The organism is Gammaproteobacteria bacterium (assembly GCA_009838035.1).
GTDB lineage: Bacteria > Pseudomonadota > Gammaproteobacteria > Steroidobacterales > Foliamicaceae > Foliamicus.
Map to the genome: position 1 here is coordinate 275,513 of VXSK01000003.1, position 14,432 is coordinate 289,944.

A 14,432-nucleotide genomic window follows, 5' to 3' on the forward strand; every position below is an offset into this window, starting at 1 on the left:
ATTTAAGGCGCTCAGCACACACTGACAAAGCGCTGCTTCGCCACTTCCAGGACCTCGGCGGCCGGTCGCTTCCACCAGTTAAGCGCAGAAAAAATCTCCACCTCGCAGACGCCCCCGTACCCGGCCCGGTCGACCCAGCCGCGCACCCGCGGGATGTCGATGATGCCGTCACCCATCATCCCGCGGTCATAGACAAGGTCCCGGGTCGGCACCAACCAGTCGCACAGATGAAGGCCGAGGATCCGGTTTGCTTCGCCGGCCCGCGCGATCTCTGCGCGCAGATTGGGGTCCCACCACACGTGGTAGAGGTCGATGACCACGCCCAGCCCTTCGCCCAGGCTGTCGCAAAGATCGTTGGCCTGGGCCAATGTGTTCACGCAGGAGCGGTCGGAGGCATACATGGGATGCAGCGGCTCGATACCGAGCGGAATTCCCGCAGAACGGGCTTCCGGCAGGACCTCCGAGATAAGCTCCGCAATCTGCTCCCTTGCCTTGGCTATATCCCTTGATCCCCCGGGCAGCCCCCCGCATACCAGCACAAGGCATCCGGCGCCGATCGCACCGGCCTGTTCGATGCCTCGCAGGTTGTCATCGATGGCCGCCTGGCGCTCGCGCGCGCCTGCGTAAGGAAAAGATCCACCACGGCAAAGGCCGCTGATCGACATACCGTAGTCGCTGATCAGGCGTTTGGCGCGCCCGATCCCGCAGTGTTCCAGTTGATCACGCCAGGGAGCGATCGTGGCGATACCCGCCTCGCTGCAACCCACCACCGCCTCCTCGAATGTCCATTGCTCGCGGACAGTCGCCAGGTTCATCGACAGGCGCTCCAGAGACATGGAGCGCGGCGCCGCGCTCATTGTTCGATCCCCCACACCGCCAGCAGCCCGGTCATGCGGTGAACGGCGAATTCCGGATCGCGCAACAGACCCGCCTCCGCGGCAAGCCGGAACACGTCCGAAAGGTGCACAATCGATCGCGCCGACTGCATTCCGCCGAGCATGCAGAAATGCTGCTGGTGGCCGTTCAGCCACGCCAGAAACACTACGCCGGTCTTGTAGAACCTGGTGGGGTTCTCGAAGATCTTGCGGCTCAGCGGGATCGCAGGCCTGAGAATCCGATGAAATTCCTCCGCATTGCCCCGGGCAAGATGGTTAAGCGCCTGCGCCGCCAGGGGAGCGATGGGATCGAAGATACCGAGCAAGGCGTCGCTATGACCGATTTCATCGCCGGCGATCAGCTCCGCAAAGTTGAAGTCATCGCCGGTATACATTCGCACACCCGACGGCAGCCGCCGCCGGAAATCGATCTCCACGTCCTTGTCGAGCAGCGACAACTTGATTCCGTCGATCCGGTCGGCATGCGCACGCAGGAGTTCGAGACAGGTATCCATGGCGCGTGACGGGTCGGAGCTTCCCCAGTAACCGGCCAGCGCCGAATCGAACATCGGTCCCAGCCAGTGCAGGATTACCGGTTCCCGGACCTGTTCGAGCAGGCGCCCATAGACGCTGAGGTAATCCTGTTCGTCTCGGGCGGCGCGGGCAAGAGCGCGGCTGGGAAGTAGGACGATCGGCGCTCCGACCGCTTCGGCCGCTTCGATCTGGGTCTCATAGGCCTGGCGAACATCTTCCAGGCCGGCCGCGCGGGCGGGATCGAGATGGTCGGTGCCCACTCCCGCCGCCATCGCGGCGCCCTTCCGGGTCCGGCAATCCGCCGCCGTGCGACGGATCAGCTCAAGAGCCTGCGGCCATCCCAGACCCATGCTGCGCTGCGCCGTGTCCATGGCCTCCGCCACCGCGAATCCCAGGTCCCAAAGGTGGCGGCGAAACGCGAGCGTCGCGTCCCAGTCGATTGCCCCGGAATCGAACCAGTTCACGCCCGCGCGGGCGTCGGCAACCACGTGCGCGGCCGCGTAGGCAACCCGGTTCCAGCGCGCAGGTTCAATCGAACAATCCTTCCGGGGCGGCAGGCTGAATTCGACCAGCGACCCGTCGCTTTGGGGCAATCTCATGGCCCGGGCCCGCCACTCCCGTCGGGCAACGCGGGAACGTCCAGCCACCGGCGCCGTTTCCAGCTCTCGATGGCGAGTTCGGCGAGCTGCACGCCCTTGGCAGCTTCCGCAAGCGTCCAGGACCAGGCGTCACCGTCCGCCACATGCCGCAGGAAGAGCTCCCACTGCACCTTGAAACCGTTGTCGTAGCGCTCCGAGCCGGTAATCTCCTGCCAATCGGCAAAGAAGTCCGCCGTTTGTGGCTCAACCGGATTCCAGACAGGCCGTGGCGTATCGGCGCGGTCCTGAGTGAAGCAGCGGGTCAGGCCGGCGACCGCCGAACCCTTCGTTCCGTCCACCTGGAATTCGACAAGGTCGTCTCTACGGACCCGCACGCACCAGGAACTGTTCATCGTCGCAACTATCCCTCCGTCGAGCTCGAACATCGCATACGCGGCATCGTCGGCGTCGGCGACGTATTGCCGGCCCTGCTCGTCGACTCTCTCCGGAATATGGTTCGCGCCGAGACAGCAGACCGCACGAATTTCGCCGAACAGGTTGTCCAGCACATAACGCCAGTGGCAGAACATGTCCAGGATGATTCCGCCGCCGTCCGCCGCCCGGTAGTTCCAGCTCGGACGCTGCGCCGCCCTGCCCTGTCCCTCGAATACCCAGTAGCCGAAATCGCCGCGCACCGAAAGGATCCGGCCGAAGAACCCGCTGTCGCGCAGCCGGGCGAGCTTCTGCAGGCCGGGAAGAAACAACTTGTCCTGCACGGCACCGTTCTTGATGCCCGCCGCCTGCGCATGCCTCGCGACCGTAATCGCATCACCGAGCGATGACGCGCTCGGTTTCTCGCAGTAGACATGCTTGCCTGCCGCGATCGCCCGTTTGAGAATCGCAGCCCGCATGTTCGTCGGGCCCGCGTCGAAGAATATTTCGTCGGCCGGGTCCGACAACGCCGTATCGAGGTCGGTCGTCCAGCGTTCGACGCCGAAACGTTTCGCGAGCGACCTGAGTTTTTGCGCATTGCGGCCGACAAGGATGGGCTCCGGAACCAGTCTGCCGCCATCCCGCAGGACACAGCCGCCCTGGTCCCGTATCGCGATTACGGAGCGCTCGAGGTGCTGGTTCGCGCCCATACGGCCCGTTACACCGTTCATGACGATCCCTATCCGGCGCTCAGTCATTGCGTGTTTCTCCCCCGGCATTCTCCGGTTCCGCCCGCCAGCCATCGTAGTAGGCATGATCGGCGCCTAGCGGCAACTCGACTTCCGTGGCGTGGTCGGCCGAATAGTACATGGCGGTCAGCAGTTCCACTGATCGACGAGCATCCTCCAGCGTCACCGGCGCCGGGTGTCCATGCGTAAGGCAGTCGTGCAGCGCATCGAACTGCGCCTCGAATTGCTCGCGTTTCGTGTTTGCGGCAGCAATGATTTCCGCGATCGCGTCCTGGTCGGAGGAATCGGCAGCCACGAATCGCCAGGGCGGCTGTTCCCAGCGGGTCATGTCGACGACGCCCTCGATCGAGACCCGCTCGAATACGAAGCAGAAACGAGTCTGCTCCAGTTTGCTGTCCAGGTTCGCCGCGGAAGTTGCGAGGCTGCCGTCACCGAAAACGAAAGTCGCCGCGGCCAGGTCCTCCGTTTCGTGCCCTTCGCGAATGCTGGCCGCGCGCGCAAACACGCGCTTCGGCATTCCGACGACCGCGCAGAGGATGTCGTGCGCATGGATGGCATGGCTGGCCAGCGTCCCTCCCAGGTCATGCCGCCAACTGCCGCGTCCGGACGGGCGAAAGTAGCTGTCGTCCCGGAACCAGAAATTCTCGACGGTGGAAAGCCGATGGTTTCCGAGCAATCCCGCATCCCTGAGCGCCAGCGTCTTGCGAACCTGCGGATCGAATCGATACTGGAATATCGGAAAGAGACGCCTTTGCGCGCGCCGCTCGAGTTCGCCGAGCGTGTCGATGTCACGCAGCGACCCTGCAATGGGCTTCTCGCAGAGCACGTGGCGTCCGCCCGCAAGGACCTCGGCCGCCTGTCGAACATGCAGGAACGGGGGGGTGCACAAGTCGACAAGCTCCACATCTTCAATCTGCACGATTTCCTTCAGCGTTTCGCATACGCGACCCACTCCGTGCGCTTTTGCAAACGCCCGGGCCTTGTGCAGGTCCGTATCGAAAACCGCCGCAAGGCGAAAGCGCGGCGCAAGCGCCTTGTAGGCCCGCGCGTGAAAATCGGCGATCGCGCCGGCGCCGACGATTGCCACGCGGACCGTTGAGGAGCCCGTCATCGGACACAAGGCCAGCGCGACTCGGCGAGTTCCTGGGCCTGGATCGCCAGCTCCATCGTCCGAAACGAAATCTCATGTGAAATCGACCGGTCCGTGCGGTCGCGAATATCGGCGATCAGCTTCGAATAGAAATCCAGCGGCGCGTGTTCGCATTCCATTCTCTCGATGCCCCGCGAATCTACGACGTACAGAACGTCCCAGGATTCAGGCCTTCCGACATCAACCGTCTTGCGCACGTCGAGGTAACCCTTCGTCCCGGTAATCATCGTGCGCACGTCGCCCCATTCGCCCAGACCGTCCGGGGTCATCCAGTCCACGCGGGCGTAGCCCCTGACCCGCCCGCTGCGTAGGATGATGTCGCCACTGTCGAAGAACCCGTCGCGTCCACCGAAGCAGGCAATGCTGGCGTCCACGAGCTCCGCGGCAGGGTCGGCAGTGATGGTGAGGAACTGGGCGATCTGGTGGCAACCGATGTCAACCATGATTCCGCCATTGCGGGCGGGATCGTAAAACCATTCAGGCCGCGCCTCTCCCAGTCGGTGCGGCGCCATGCCGGCGACGCTGACGAGTTCGCCGATACGGCCTTCCCGGTAGAGCTTGAGGGCCCTGTCAAATGCGCCCGAAAGCAACTCGCCGAATACGACAAGGAACCGCCGTCCGGTTTCGCCCTGCACCCTGCGAACATCGGCGAGTTGCCCGGCGGTAATCGCAGGCGGCTTGTCGACGATCACGTCCTTGCCCGCCCTCATCGCCCTGCAGGCCACGCCCGCCCGTTCCGACGGAAGGCCGCACAAAACCACGGCCTGCACGCCCTTCCGCCCGAGAATGGATGCTGCGTCCTTCTCCCGGCGGGCGCCGGCATACCGTTCGGCAAATGCGGCGCGCCCCGCGTCTTCGTCACCGCAGAAACCGGCCAGCCGCGCACCCGCTCCGATCAACCCGTCGACGATGTCGTAAACATGGGCGTGGTGGGTTCCGATTACTGCGAAATCAATTGACGGCATTCGATACTCCTGGTGCCGAAACGTGCTGATGCGACAATATGAGCGCGTCCCGGCATCGCTTTGTATGCAAATGGTATGCAAAAAACCGGGCTGTGCTAGACTGCGAACCGGGCTGTCGGAGCGCTTGCGTGCCCGCACGACACATCCTGAAGACCAGCGCGATTTTCCTGGCAGCCGCCGCCCGTGCTGCGTCGGGCAGCGACGTGCTAGCTGGTCCTGACGGCATATCCGTCACCCGTTTTTCCGGCAATCCGCTGATCACCTTCGCAAGCTCTCCCGGGCTGGACGAGTGTGCGCCCAAATACCGGAGCGACTACCCGGATTGCCCCAGTATCAACGGCCCATCGGTCATTCGCGTGCCGGAATGGATCGAGGATCCCCTCGGGCAGTACTACATGTACTTCGCCAACCACGTGGGCGACTATATCCGGCTAGCCTATGCGGATTCACCCCTTGGCCCCTGGACGGTGCATGAACCGGGAACGTTGCGGCTCGACCAGGTCCGCGACCTGTTCTGGGACCATATCGCTTCCCCCGACGTGCATGTCGACGAGCAGCGACAACGCATTCTCATGTATTTTCACGCGCCGCTGGCGGGAAGCGAGAGCCAGAAGACCGCGGCCGCGTTTTCCGAGGACGGCATTCAATTCACCCCGGCCAGCGCGGTACTTGGACGCTACTACTTTCGCGTGTTCGAATGGCGCGGCCGCTTCTTTGCGATAGCCAAACTCGACAACACGCGCTGGGGAGAGCTTTACGAGGCCGACAGCCCCCTGGGCCCGTTCAGCAGCGTCGGTCCGTTCATCCGGGACATGCGGCACGCGGCCGTATACCGCTGCGAGGATCGACTCTACGTCTTTTACACCCGTGTCGGCGATGCCCCGGAACGGATACTCGCCACCGTGGTGGAACTGAAAACGGACCCGGAGGGCTGGTTGGCGGGCCCGCCGGCCACGGTCCTTGCGCCGGAGCGGGAATACGAAGGCGTACGGCAACCCGTCCGGCGTTCGCAAAGCGGCGGGAGCTATGCGCCTGAGCACGCCTTGCGCGACCCCTACGTCTTCGTGGACGATGGCCGCCTGTACCTCTATTACGCAATTGCCGGAGAACAGGGAATCGCCGGGGCCAGGCTTGAAATTCCGCAGGCGATGGAATGCACAAACGGTCAGTAGTCCCGCTCGCCCTTCTCGCCCTCTGGCTCGGGGCCGCTCAAGGCAATGCGGCGGCGTCCGGCGATCCACCGAATAGTCCCAACATTGTCCTGATCCTTGCCGACGATCTCGGTTACGGCGACGTCGGCGCGTACGGCGCCCGCTTCGTCCGCACGCCGGCCATCGACTCGCTGGCGCAACAGGGCGTCCGCTTCACGCAATTCTTCGCGAGCGCCAACGTATGTACGCCATCGCGGGTGGGGCTGCTGACCGGCCGCTACCCGGTGCGTTCGCGCCTCGCGGGCGACGTGATCTTTCCGGAGGCGGAATACGGACTGGGTGAAGGCGAAGTCACCCTGGCGGAAATTCTGAAGGCTGCCGGCTATGACACGTGGGCAGTGGGCAAGTGGCACCTTGGACACACGCCTTCGGCCTGGCCCACACGGCATGGATTCGACTACTTTTTCGGAATTCAGTATTCAAACGACATGAAAGGCGTAGCCCTTTTCCGCAATCAGGAAAAGATCGAGGATCCGCTGGGTCAATCGACGATACACGCGCGCCTTGCCGACGAGGCCGCTCGATTGATCGGGACCTCCGGCGATCGTCCCTTCTTCCTGTACTTCCCGACCGTGGCGCCCCACTATCCGAACGTGCCGGGCGAAGCATTCCGGAACCGCTCCGCTGCCGGACCCTACGGCGATGTCGTGGAGGAGATGGACGCGGGAATCGCACAGGTGCTTGAAGCGATCGAAGACGCCGGCAAGACGCGGGAAACGCTGGTTATCTTCACCAGCGACAACGGACGCGCCTGGGACGGCTCGGCGGGGGCCGCGCGCGGCGGCAAGGCCGGCACCTGGGAAGGCGGTTACCTGGTGCCACTCGTCGCGCGGTGGCCCGGCGTCATTCCTCCCGGCGTGACAACCTCAGGCTTGTCGATGAACATCGACCTGATGCCGACGCTCGCCGCCCTGGCCGGCGTCGGCGTGCCAGCCGACCTGGAGATGGACGGACGGGATGTTTCCGCCCTTCTCCTTGGATCCGGCGATTCGCCGCACGAGGCGCTGTATTTCTTTACCGGAGACCGGATTGCGGCCGTTCGCACGCAGCGGTGGAGGTACCTGGTCAGGACGTTCATGCAGGTATGGGAAATCGATCATCTCAATCCCGGTTACCGGCATCCGCTGCTTTACGACATCGAAACCCATGGCAGCGAACTCTTCAACATGGCCGAGAAAGAACCCGAGGTACTGAAGCGTATGCAGTCGCTGCTTGACGCGGGCCGCAGGGAACTCGAAGGAATCCCGCAACACCGATCCGCCTGGGATTGACGCCGTGCCCGCACGCAACGACATCGGCGCTGGCGAGTGGTGGCGCGGAGCCACCCTTTACCAAGTATACCCCCTGAGTTTTCGCGATGCCGACAACGACGGCTGGGGAGATCTCCAGGGCTTGATTGAAGGCCTGGACTACATTGCGGGTCTGGGCGTTGACGGAATCTGGCTGTGCCCGGTGCACTTATCGGCGATGGAGGACCACGGTTACGACGCGATCGACCAGAAAAAGATCAACCCGCACCTGGGAACGCAGAGCGATTTCGAGGAGCTTGTTCGGGCGGCCCATGGCCGCGGGCTGAAAATCATCCTGGATCAGGTCTGGACCTACACGTCGCACCTGCACGAGTGGTTCATCGAGAGCCGGTCGTCCCGGGACAATCCGAAAGCGGACTGGTACCTGTGGGCGGATGCGAAGCGCGACGGGACGGAACCGAACAACTGGCGTTCCCTGTTCGGGGGGCCGGCGTGGGAGTGGTGTCCCAGCCGCCGACAGTACTACATGACGCATTTCCTTCCCGGAATGCCTCATCTTCGCGCCCAGCACCCGGACGTGCAGTCGGCATTGCTGGACGTGGGCAAACACTGGATTGACAAGGGAGTAGACGGCTTTCGCTTCGACGTGGCCAATTTCCTGATGGTGGATGACGCGCTGCGCGACAACCCGCCCTCCGAAGCGGATGATTACGAATTTCCGCTCTGGGCGCAGCGGATGGTCTACGACGGGTCTCGCGAAGAGAGTTTCGAGTTCGTTGAACGCATCCGGAAATTGCTCGATGAGGCTGGCGGCCTTTACTCGGTTGCCGAAATCTCAAGCGACAAGCCCCTGGCCGACGCATTGGCCTACTGTTCCGGCAACAGGCGCTTCCACAGTTCGTACGCAACACAGCTCGGCTCCGGCGAACGGCCGCTGGCGAAGACGCTGATGCGGCAGTTGCAGGCAATGGGCGGATCCGACGCCTGGCTTACTCACTTCCTGAGCAACCATGACTACGTGCGTGGCCCCACGAATATCTTCGGAAAGAAGGCCGAGGCGGCAAAGTGGCAAGCGGCGCTTGCGGTCCTCATCGCAGCCCGGGGCAACCTGCATGTCTACCAGGGCGACGAATTGGGCCTGCCGCACGCGGAGCTTCCCAAGGATGAAGTCCGGGATCCCCTGAGCATCCGCTATTTCCCGCAAGGGGTCCAGCGGGATGGAGCGCGCACGCCCTTTCCGTGGAAGTCGGCAGTCCCCAACCTGGGATTCAACGCCGGTACGCAGCCCTGGCTGAACGCATCGCCCGCCCACGGGGCGCTCGCACGTGACCTGCAGGAGGCCGACGCGGGTTCCACGCTGCAGGTTTTCCGCAGGCTCATGGCGTTGCGGCAGGGGTCAGCCGCCCTGCGTCACGGAGACATGCACGTAAGCGTCGTTGCCAATCGACTGCTGATCATCGAGCGAAGAACGCACGGTGAATCCATGAAACTGGTCGTAAACCTTGACGATGCACCGCGGGACACGACCGCCGAGGCAGGGGCCTCGCAAGCGGCCCTCGCCTCGCCGGGCATCGGCTTGGGTAATGGCCGGCTGCGCCTGCCGGGTTGGGGATTCGCGTTTCTGTCGACCTGACCGATCCGGTGGCGTGTCCGTCCTCTGCCGGAGCCTCAGATCTCCATGATCCGGGCGATATCCGGAGCATGCCTCGGGCGTTTGCCGACAAGTGAAACAACGATGAACAGCGTGATGGACGTGAGCATGGCGAGATAACCGCCGTTGATCCCCTTCGGCAGGGTGATCGAGAATATCTCGATGAAGAAATTGATCAGCAGGCTGGCAAGTACCGCAACGACCGCCCCCATTGCCGTGCCCCGTTTCCAGTTCAGTCCGATCACGACGACCGGAACGATGGCGGCGGCGAAGGTACTCCAGCCGAAAGCCCCGAGCAGCGCAACGAGGCGCTCGTTTTCATAGAAGGAAAACAGCGCGAAGCCGGCCGCTACGGCTGCTATCACGACCGTGAATACGCGCGCCCAGAGGAGCTCCCGGTGGAGCGACCGGCCGCGGATGGCGTTCGGAATGTCGTGAATGACCGCCGCCGTTCCGATGTTGAGGAAGGCGTCGGAGGTGGACATGATGGCGGCCAGCAAGGCGGCAAACACCACTCCGGCAAGCAGAGGGTGCGTGAACGCGGACAGGAACGCCGGCGCCGCTGCGTCCGGCGCCGACAGAGGATCGTGGCCGCCGTCCAGGACCACGGCGCGCATGACCACGCCCACCGAGATCCACAACAGCGCGGCCATGATGTAGCCGAAGACCGACATCGGGTAGATCGTGCGGTTGTCCGAAATCCGCCTGTTCATCATCATCTTGGTAATGAGGTGCGGCTGGCCCGCCAGCCCGAACCCGAAAATGAAGAACCAGCCCAGGCAGGCAATGATTCCGGCGGTGCCGAAGGGCATCATCGCTTCGGCATTGTCCGCCAGGACAATCGCAGATGCCTGCCCGATGCCGCCGTCAAATACATTGGCGGCGACGATCACGATCAGCAGGCCGGCCACGATCATGACCGCGCCCTGCACGAGGTCCGTATACACCGAGGCAATAATGCCGCCGGTGACGCTGTAGAAGACCAGGATGGCGGTGGCGAACAGGACGCAACTGACCAGGCCGACATCGGCAAAAGCCTCGATTCCCTGCAGGATGGATTGCATGACCAGCGCCAGGGCCAGGATCTGTGTTGCGAGGTAACCCATGACGCCCAGGAGGATGGTCAGCGCGATCAGGAAACGTGCGCCCTCGCTGTTGTAGCGGGCCGCGACGACGTCCGGCAGGGACAGGCAGCGGCGAACCTCGGTAACCATGCGGATACGCTTGGCGACCAGCCAGAATCCGACCGCATAGCCGATCGCCGACACCGCCACCATCCAGAACGAACTGACGCCGGTTGCGTACACCAGCCCGGGGCCGCCCACGAATCCGAAGCCGCTCAGGGTGCTGGAGAAAATCGCCATTGCGACCACGAAGGCCCCCAGGCTGCGTCCGGCCACGAAGAAATCGCTGGCGGAATGCGTGCGCCGCATGGACCATAGCCCGACGCCGATGCAGAACGCCATGTATACGGCGACGAAGCCGATAATGATCTCGGAGCGAAGCGCTTCCATCACTCGCCATCCGGGAGGGCGGGACGCCCTTCCCCCTTCAGGTCCTCCACAAGGCGGTCAAACTCGGCCTCGTCTTCATGCGTGTAGATGAACCTCCTGAAGCCCACGACATAAAACGCCAGGAGGGCCAGGCCGGAAGCCCAGATCCCGTAAGCCACCCACGCCGTCGGAGCCGGGAACCCGAGCAGGTAGTCAACCTCTTCCGTGCTCAGAAAGTGTTGATATCCGAGAAAGATGCGCGCCCAAACCAACAGGAACAGGATGGCCGTTGCGGCCAGGCCCAACCAGAAAGGCAAGGTCCGGTAGCGCCTGGAGACGCCAAGGGCGATCATCAGCAGAACCAGAATCAGTGTTGCCGCCTGCAGCGAAAAAGCGGGCCAGCCGATGTCCGCCAGGCGCGCCAGCCCGTCGCTTCCCGCCATCATTCCGTCAATGTCCGGGTGCGGCAGCGAATTGGGGACGGAAGGGTCGGGCTGAACCGCCACCAGCACCAGCAGCACCCACAGCAGCGCAAGCACTAGCAGTACGGGGACCACGACAGGCATCCTGCGGGCGCTCATCCGGGGTTGATGACCACCAGTTGCTCCTCGGTCATGTCCCGCACGGCGTATCGCGGCCCTTCCCGACCGTGCCCGCTGTCCTTGATGCCGCCATAGGGCATGAGATCGACCCGGCTGGAGGATGTGTCGTTGATATGAATGTTCCCCATGTCCAGTGCGCGGATGGCGTCGAGGCCGCGGGTGACGTCGTTTGTGAATATTCCCGCCGACAGGCCGTACGGCGTTGCATTGACCCCTGCCAGCGCTTCGTCCAGCGAATCGAAGGGAACCACGGTGACAACCGGCGCAAAGGCCTCGTCGGTAAGGACCCGTGCATCGGAAGAAGCGCCGGTAATGATCGTCGGCTGCACCAGCGCGCCGTCCCGGTCCCCTCCCGTGAGTATTTCCGCACCTTCCCGGTCCGCCTCGATGATCCAGTTCTCGATCCGTTGCGCTTCCTTGCCGTCGATCATCGGCCCCACGAAAGTCCTCTCATTTCTCGGGTTGCCGACCGCAAGCGATTGGGTTTCCCGGCACAGGGCATCCACGAATTCGCCCGCAAGGCTGCTTTCCACGAAGAGCCTCTGCACCGACGTGCAGACCTGTCCGGCCTTGCGGAACGAGGCCGCCGCGCATTTCGATACCGCCGCTTCCAGCGTGGCGTCGGCGCAGACGATGGTGCCGGAAATGTTTCCCAGCTCCAGTTGCGTGCGCCGCAGGCCCGCGGCCTGCTGAATTTCGCGTCCCACTTCGGTGCTGCCGGTAAACGCATAGTAGGCAATACGCTGGTCGTGCAGAAGAGTGCGTCCGGTGGTGCCGCCTCCACCCGTCACCATGTTCAGACAGCCGGGCGGGAGGCCGGCCTCGGCCAGTACCTCGCACAGAACCGCGGAGCACAACGGCGTATAGGTGGCTGGCTTGAGAACGACCGTATTCCCGGCGGCGATGGCCGGCAGCACCTTGTGCGCCACGGTGTTGAGAGGGGAATTGAACGGCGTAATCGCGCAAACCACGCCGATCGGCTTACGCACGGTGAATGCTATCCGGCGTTCATCCTGCCCGGGCGCCGCAGTAATCGGAACCATTTCGCCGGTCAGCCGCTTCGCTTCCTCGGCGGACGCGGCGAAGGTCTGCAAACAGCGGTTGAACTCGGTCCTGCAATCGCCAAGGGTGAATCCCGATTCCCCCACCATCAGGTGCAAAATCTGTTCTTCACGTTCCGCAATCAGCTCACCGCCCCTGCTCAGGATCTCGTAGCGCCGGTACGGATGGATCGAACCTGCCTTGAACGCCGCTTCCGCCGCCGCAACGGCTTTATTCGTCAGGGCCTGATCAGCATGAGCCACGACGCCAATCACGGAATTGTCGAACTTGTCCAATACCTCGGCCGCGCCGCCGGATTTTACCCAATCGTTGTTGATGAACGCTGACTGCTCCCATAAAGGATTGAAATAATTCATCATTGTTCCTTGCAGCGGGAAAAGGCGGCGTCGAATGCCGCGATTGACTCGTCGATCTGGTCATCGCTGATTACCAGCGGAGGCGTGATTCGCAAAACGCAGCCGTACGTGCCGGTAATGGAGACCAGCACGCCGGCGTCCATCAGGGCGGCCTGCACCTGTCTGGCGAGGTGAGCGGCCGGCTCCCTGCTCGCGCGGTCCCTGACCAGTTCAACGCCCAGCATGAGCCCGTAACCGCGCACATCGCCGATGCAGACATGCTTGCTCTTGAGCCGCGTCAAGCCGTCAAGGAAACGGCGGCCGGCCTCCGCCGAGCGCTCCACCAGGCGCTCTTCCTCGAGGATATCGAGCACCGCGTGACCCGCCGCGACGCCCACCTGGTTGTTGGCGCCAAAGGTCGTGAAATGATCGCCCACCTCCAGCGCCGAGCCCACTTCCTCGGTCGCGATATACCCGGCAAGAGGCAGCCCGCCGCCGACTGCCTTGGCGAAAGTCATGATGTCGGGCTGAACGTCGAAGTGCTGGTAAGAGAACATTTTCCCGGTTCGCCCGAAGCCCGCAAAGACTTCGTCGAAGATCAGCGTGATCCGGTGCTTCCTGCACAGCTCGGCGACCCGGGGCCAGAATTCCGCCGGCGGCCCGTATACGCCGCCCACGCACCATATCGGCTCGGAGATCAGGATCGCGGCCTCGCCGGCCACGCGGGTGCGTAATGCCGATTCGATTTCCGCCAGACAGTCGCGCTCGCCGAGGCGGTAGCGATACGGCGGAGGCAAGTGGACGATGCCGGGAAAGCTGGCGTAGGGACCGAAGCCGGACTTGCGCGCCGCATAACCGGACAGCGACAGGCCCAGCGACAGCCTGCCGTGAAACCCGTGGTCGAAGGCGAGAATTCCGAGGCCTTTCTTGCCGCTTTCGAGCGCGTGCTTGATCGCGACCTTGATTGCGCCGTCGTTCGCCTCGGCCCCGCTATTGGCGATGAAGGCCTTCGACAGGTGTCCGCCGGTGAGATCCGAAAGCCGCTTGACCAGGCCCCACGACAGGCGGCTGTAGAAACGCCCCGGGCTTTGAGTCAGCCTGCCCACCTGCTCCCGAACTGCGGCCACCACCCCGGGATGGCAATGTCCTACCGAAACGACACCCGGACCCGCCTCAAGATCAATGTAGGTTCTCCCGTCTTCGTCGGTGACGGTGGCCCCGCTTCCTTCGACAATGACCGGCTCCGCTGCGATGTTGGCGACCATGTAGCGATCGAGGGCCGCCGCGGGACCGGTTGATTCCGGTGTCATCCGGGGTTGCCCTGCTTGTGGACGGCGATCAGCGCCAGGATTTCGGCCCCGAAAGTCGCGGCCAGCAATGCGGTGATCTCGCCGGAGTCGTAAAGGTGATTCAGTTCCATCACTTCGCCGCCCACCAGGTTGACGCCTGCCAGCTTGCGCAGCAGGGTGAGAATGTCGTGAGCCGAAGGTCCGCCCGCCTCGGGAATCTGGACGCCCGGCGCGAACGCCGGGTCAACCACGTCCA

13 protein-coding genes are annotated in these 14,432 nt (G+C 63.5%); 3 read left to right on the forward strand and 10 right to left on the reverse strand.

The window, feature by feature from the left end; genetic code table 11:
• Positions 1-11: 11 nt before the first annotated feature.
• The 5 genes from F4Y72_03910 to F4Y72_03930 are packed head-to-tail and all read right to left on the reverse strand — an operon-like array spanning position 12 to position 5,283.
• Positions 12-836 carry a sugar phosphate isomerase/epimerase gene (locus tag F4Y72_03910; protein ID MXZ27434.1) on the reverse strand — a complete coding sequence of 275 codons (825 nt, stop codon included), beginning with the start codon at positions 834-836 and terminating at the stop codon, positions 12-14.
• A gap of 17 nt (positions 837-853) precedes the next feature.
• Positions 854-2,008: a dihydrodipicolinate synthase family protein gene (locus tag F4Y72_03915; protein MXZ27435.1), complete on the reverse strand. Its 1,155-nt coding sequence runs from the start codon at positions 2,006-2,008 to the stop codon at positions 854-856.
• Complete coding sequence (locus F4Y72_03920; protein ID MXZ27436.1) at positions 2,005-3,150, reverse strand: Gfo/Idh/MocA family oxidoreductase; 1,146 nt, start codon at positions 3,148-3,150, stop codon at positions 2,005-2,007. The genes F4Y72_03915 and F4Y72_03920 overlap by 4 nt, the downstream gene beginning before the upstream one ends.
• Before the next feature lie 19 nt (positions 3,151-3,169).
• A complete protein-coding gene (locus F4Y72_03925) occupies positions 3,170-4,279 on the reverse strand; it encodes a Gfo/Idh/MocA family oxidoreductase (GenBank protein ID MXZ27437.1) in 1,110 nt (369 codons plus the stop codon).
• The gene (locus F4Y72_03930) at positions 4,276-5,283 is read right to left on the reverse strand and encodes a Gfo/Idh/MocA family oxidoreductase (GenBank protein MXZ27438.1); all 1,008 of its coding nucleotides are present in this window, start codon (positions 5,281-5,283) and stop codon (positions 4,276-4,278) included. The genes F4Y72_03925 and F4Y72_03930 overlap by 4 nt, the downstream gene beginning before the upstream one ends.
• Positions 5,284-5,411: 128 nt before the next feature.
• Here F4Y72_03930 and F4Y72_03935 point away from each other — a divergent pair, with 128 nt between their 5' ends.
• From F4Y72_03935 to F4Y72_03945, 3 genes are read left to right on the forward strand one after another with little or no spacing between them, the layout of a single operon-like run.
• Entirely contained in the window at positions 5,412-6,455 is a 1,044-nt protein-coding gene (locus F4Y72_03935; protein MXZ27439.1) for a hypothetical protein, read from the forward strand.
• Entirely contained in the window at positions 6,437-7,765 is a 1,329-nt protein-coding gene (locus F4Y72_03940) for a sulfatase-like hydrolase/transferase (GenBank protein MXZ27440.1), read from the forward strand. Before F4Y72_03935 ends, F4Y72_03940 begins: the two co-directional genes overlap by 19 nt.
• A complete protein-coding gene (locus F4Y72_03945) occupies positions 7,707-9,377 on the forward strand; it encodes a DUF3459 domain-containing protein (GenBank protein MXZ27441.1) in 1,671 nt (556 codons plus the stop codon). The genes F4Y72_03940 and F4Y72_03945 overlap by 59 nt, the downstream gene beginning before the upstream one ends.
• 35 nt (positions 9,378-9,412) lie before the next feature.
• On the opposite strand, the gene F4Y72_03950 is transcribed toward F4Y72_03945, so the two are convergent.
• From F4Y72_03950 to F4Y72_03970, 5 genes are all read right to left on the reverse strand, one after another.
• Positions 9,413-10,912: a hypothetical protein gene (locus F4Y72_03950; GenBank protein ID MXZ27442.1), complete on the reverse strand. Its 1,500-nt coding sequence runs from the start codon at positions 10,910-10,912 to the stop codon at positions 9,413-9,415.
• Positions 10,909-11,469, reverse strand: a complete 561-nt coding sequence (locus F4Y72_03955; protein ID MXZ27443.1) for a DUF4175 domain-containing protein — start codon at positions 11,467-11,469, stop codon at positions 10,909-10,911. The genes F4Y72_03950 and F4Y72_03955 overlap by 4 nt, the downstream gene beginning before the upstream one ends.
• A complete protein-coding gene (locus F4Y72_03960; protein ID MXZ27444.1) occupies positions 11,466-12,869 on the reverse strand; it encodes an aldehyde dehydrogenase family protein in 1,404 nt (467 codons plus the stop codon). Before F4Y72_03960 ends, F4Y72_03955 begins: the two co-directional genes overlap by 4 nt.
• 38 nt (positions 12,870-12,907) lie before the next feature.
• Complete coding sequence (locus F4Y72_03965; GenBank protein ID MXZ27445.1) at positions 12,908-14,197, reverse strand: aspartate aminotransferase family protein; 1,290 nt, start codon at positions 14,195-14,197, stop codon at positions 12,908-12,910.
• Positions 14,194-14,432, reverse strand: a 239-nt coding sequence (locus F4Y72_03970) for an agmatinase (GenBank protein ID MXZ27446.1), incomplete at its 5' end; no start/stop codon positions are given. The genes F4Y72_03970 and F4Y72_03965, both read right to left, overlap by 4 nt.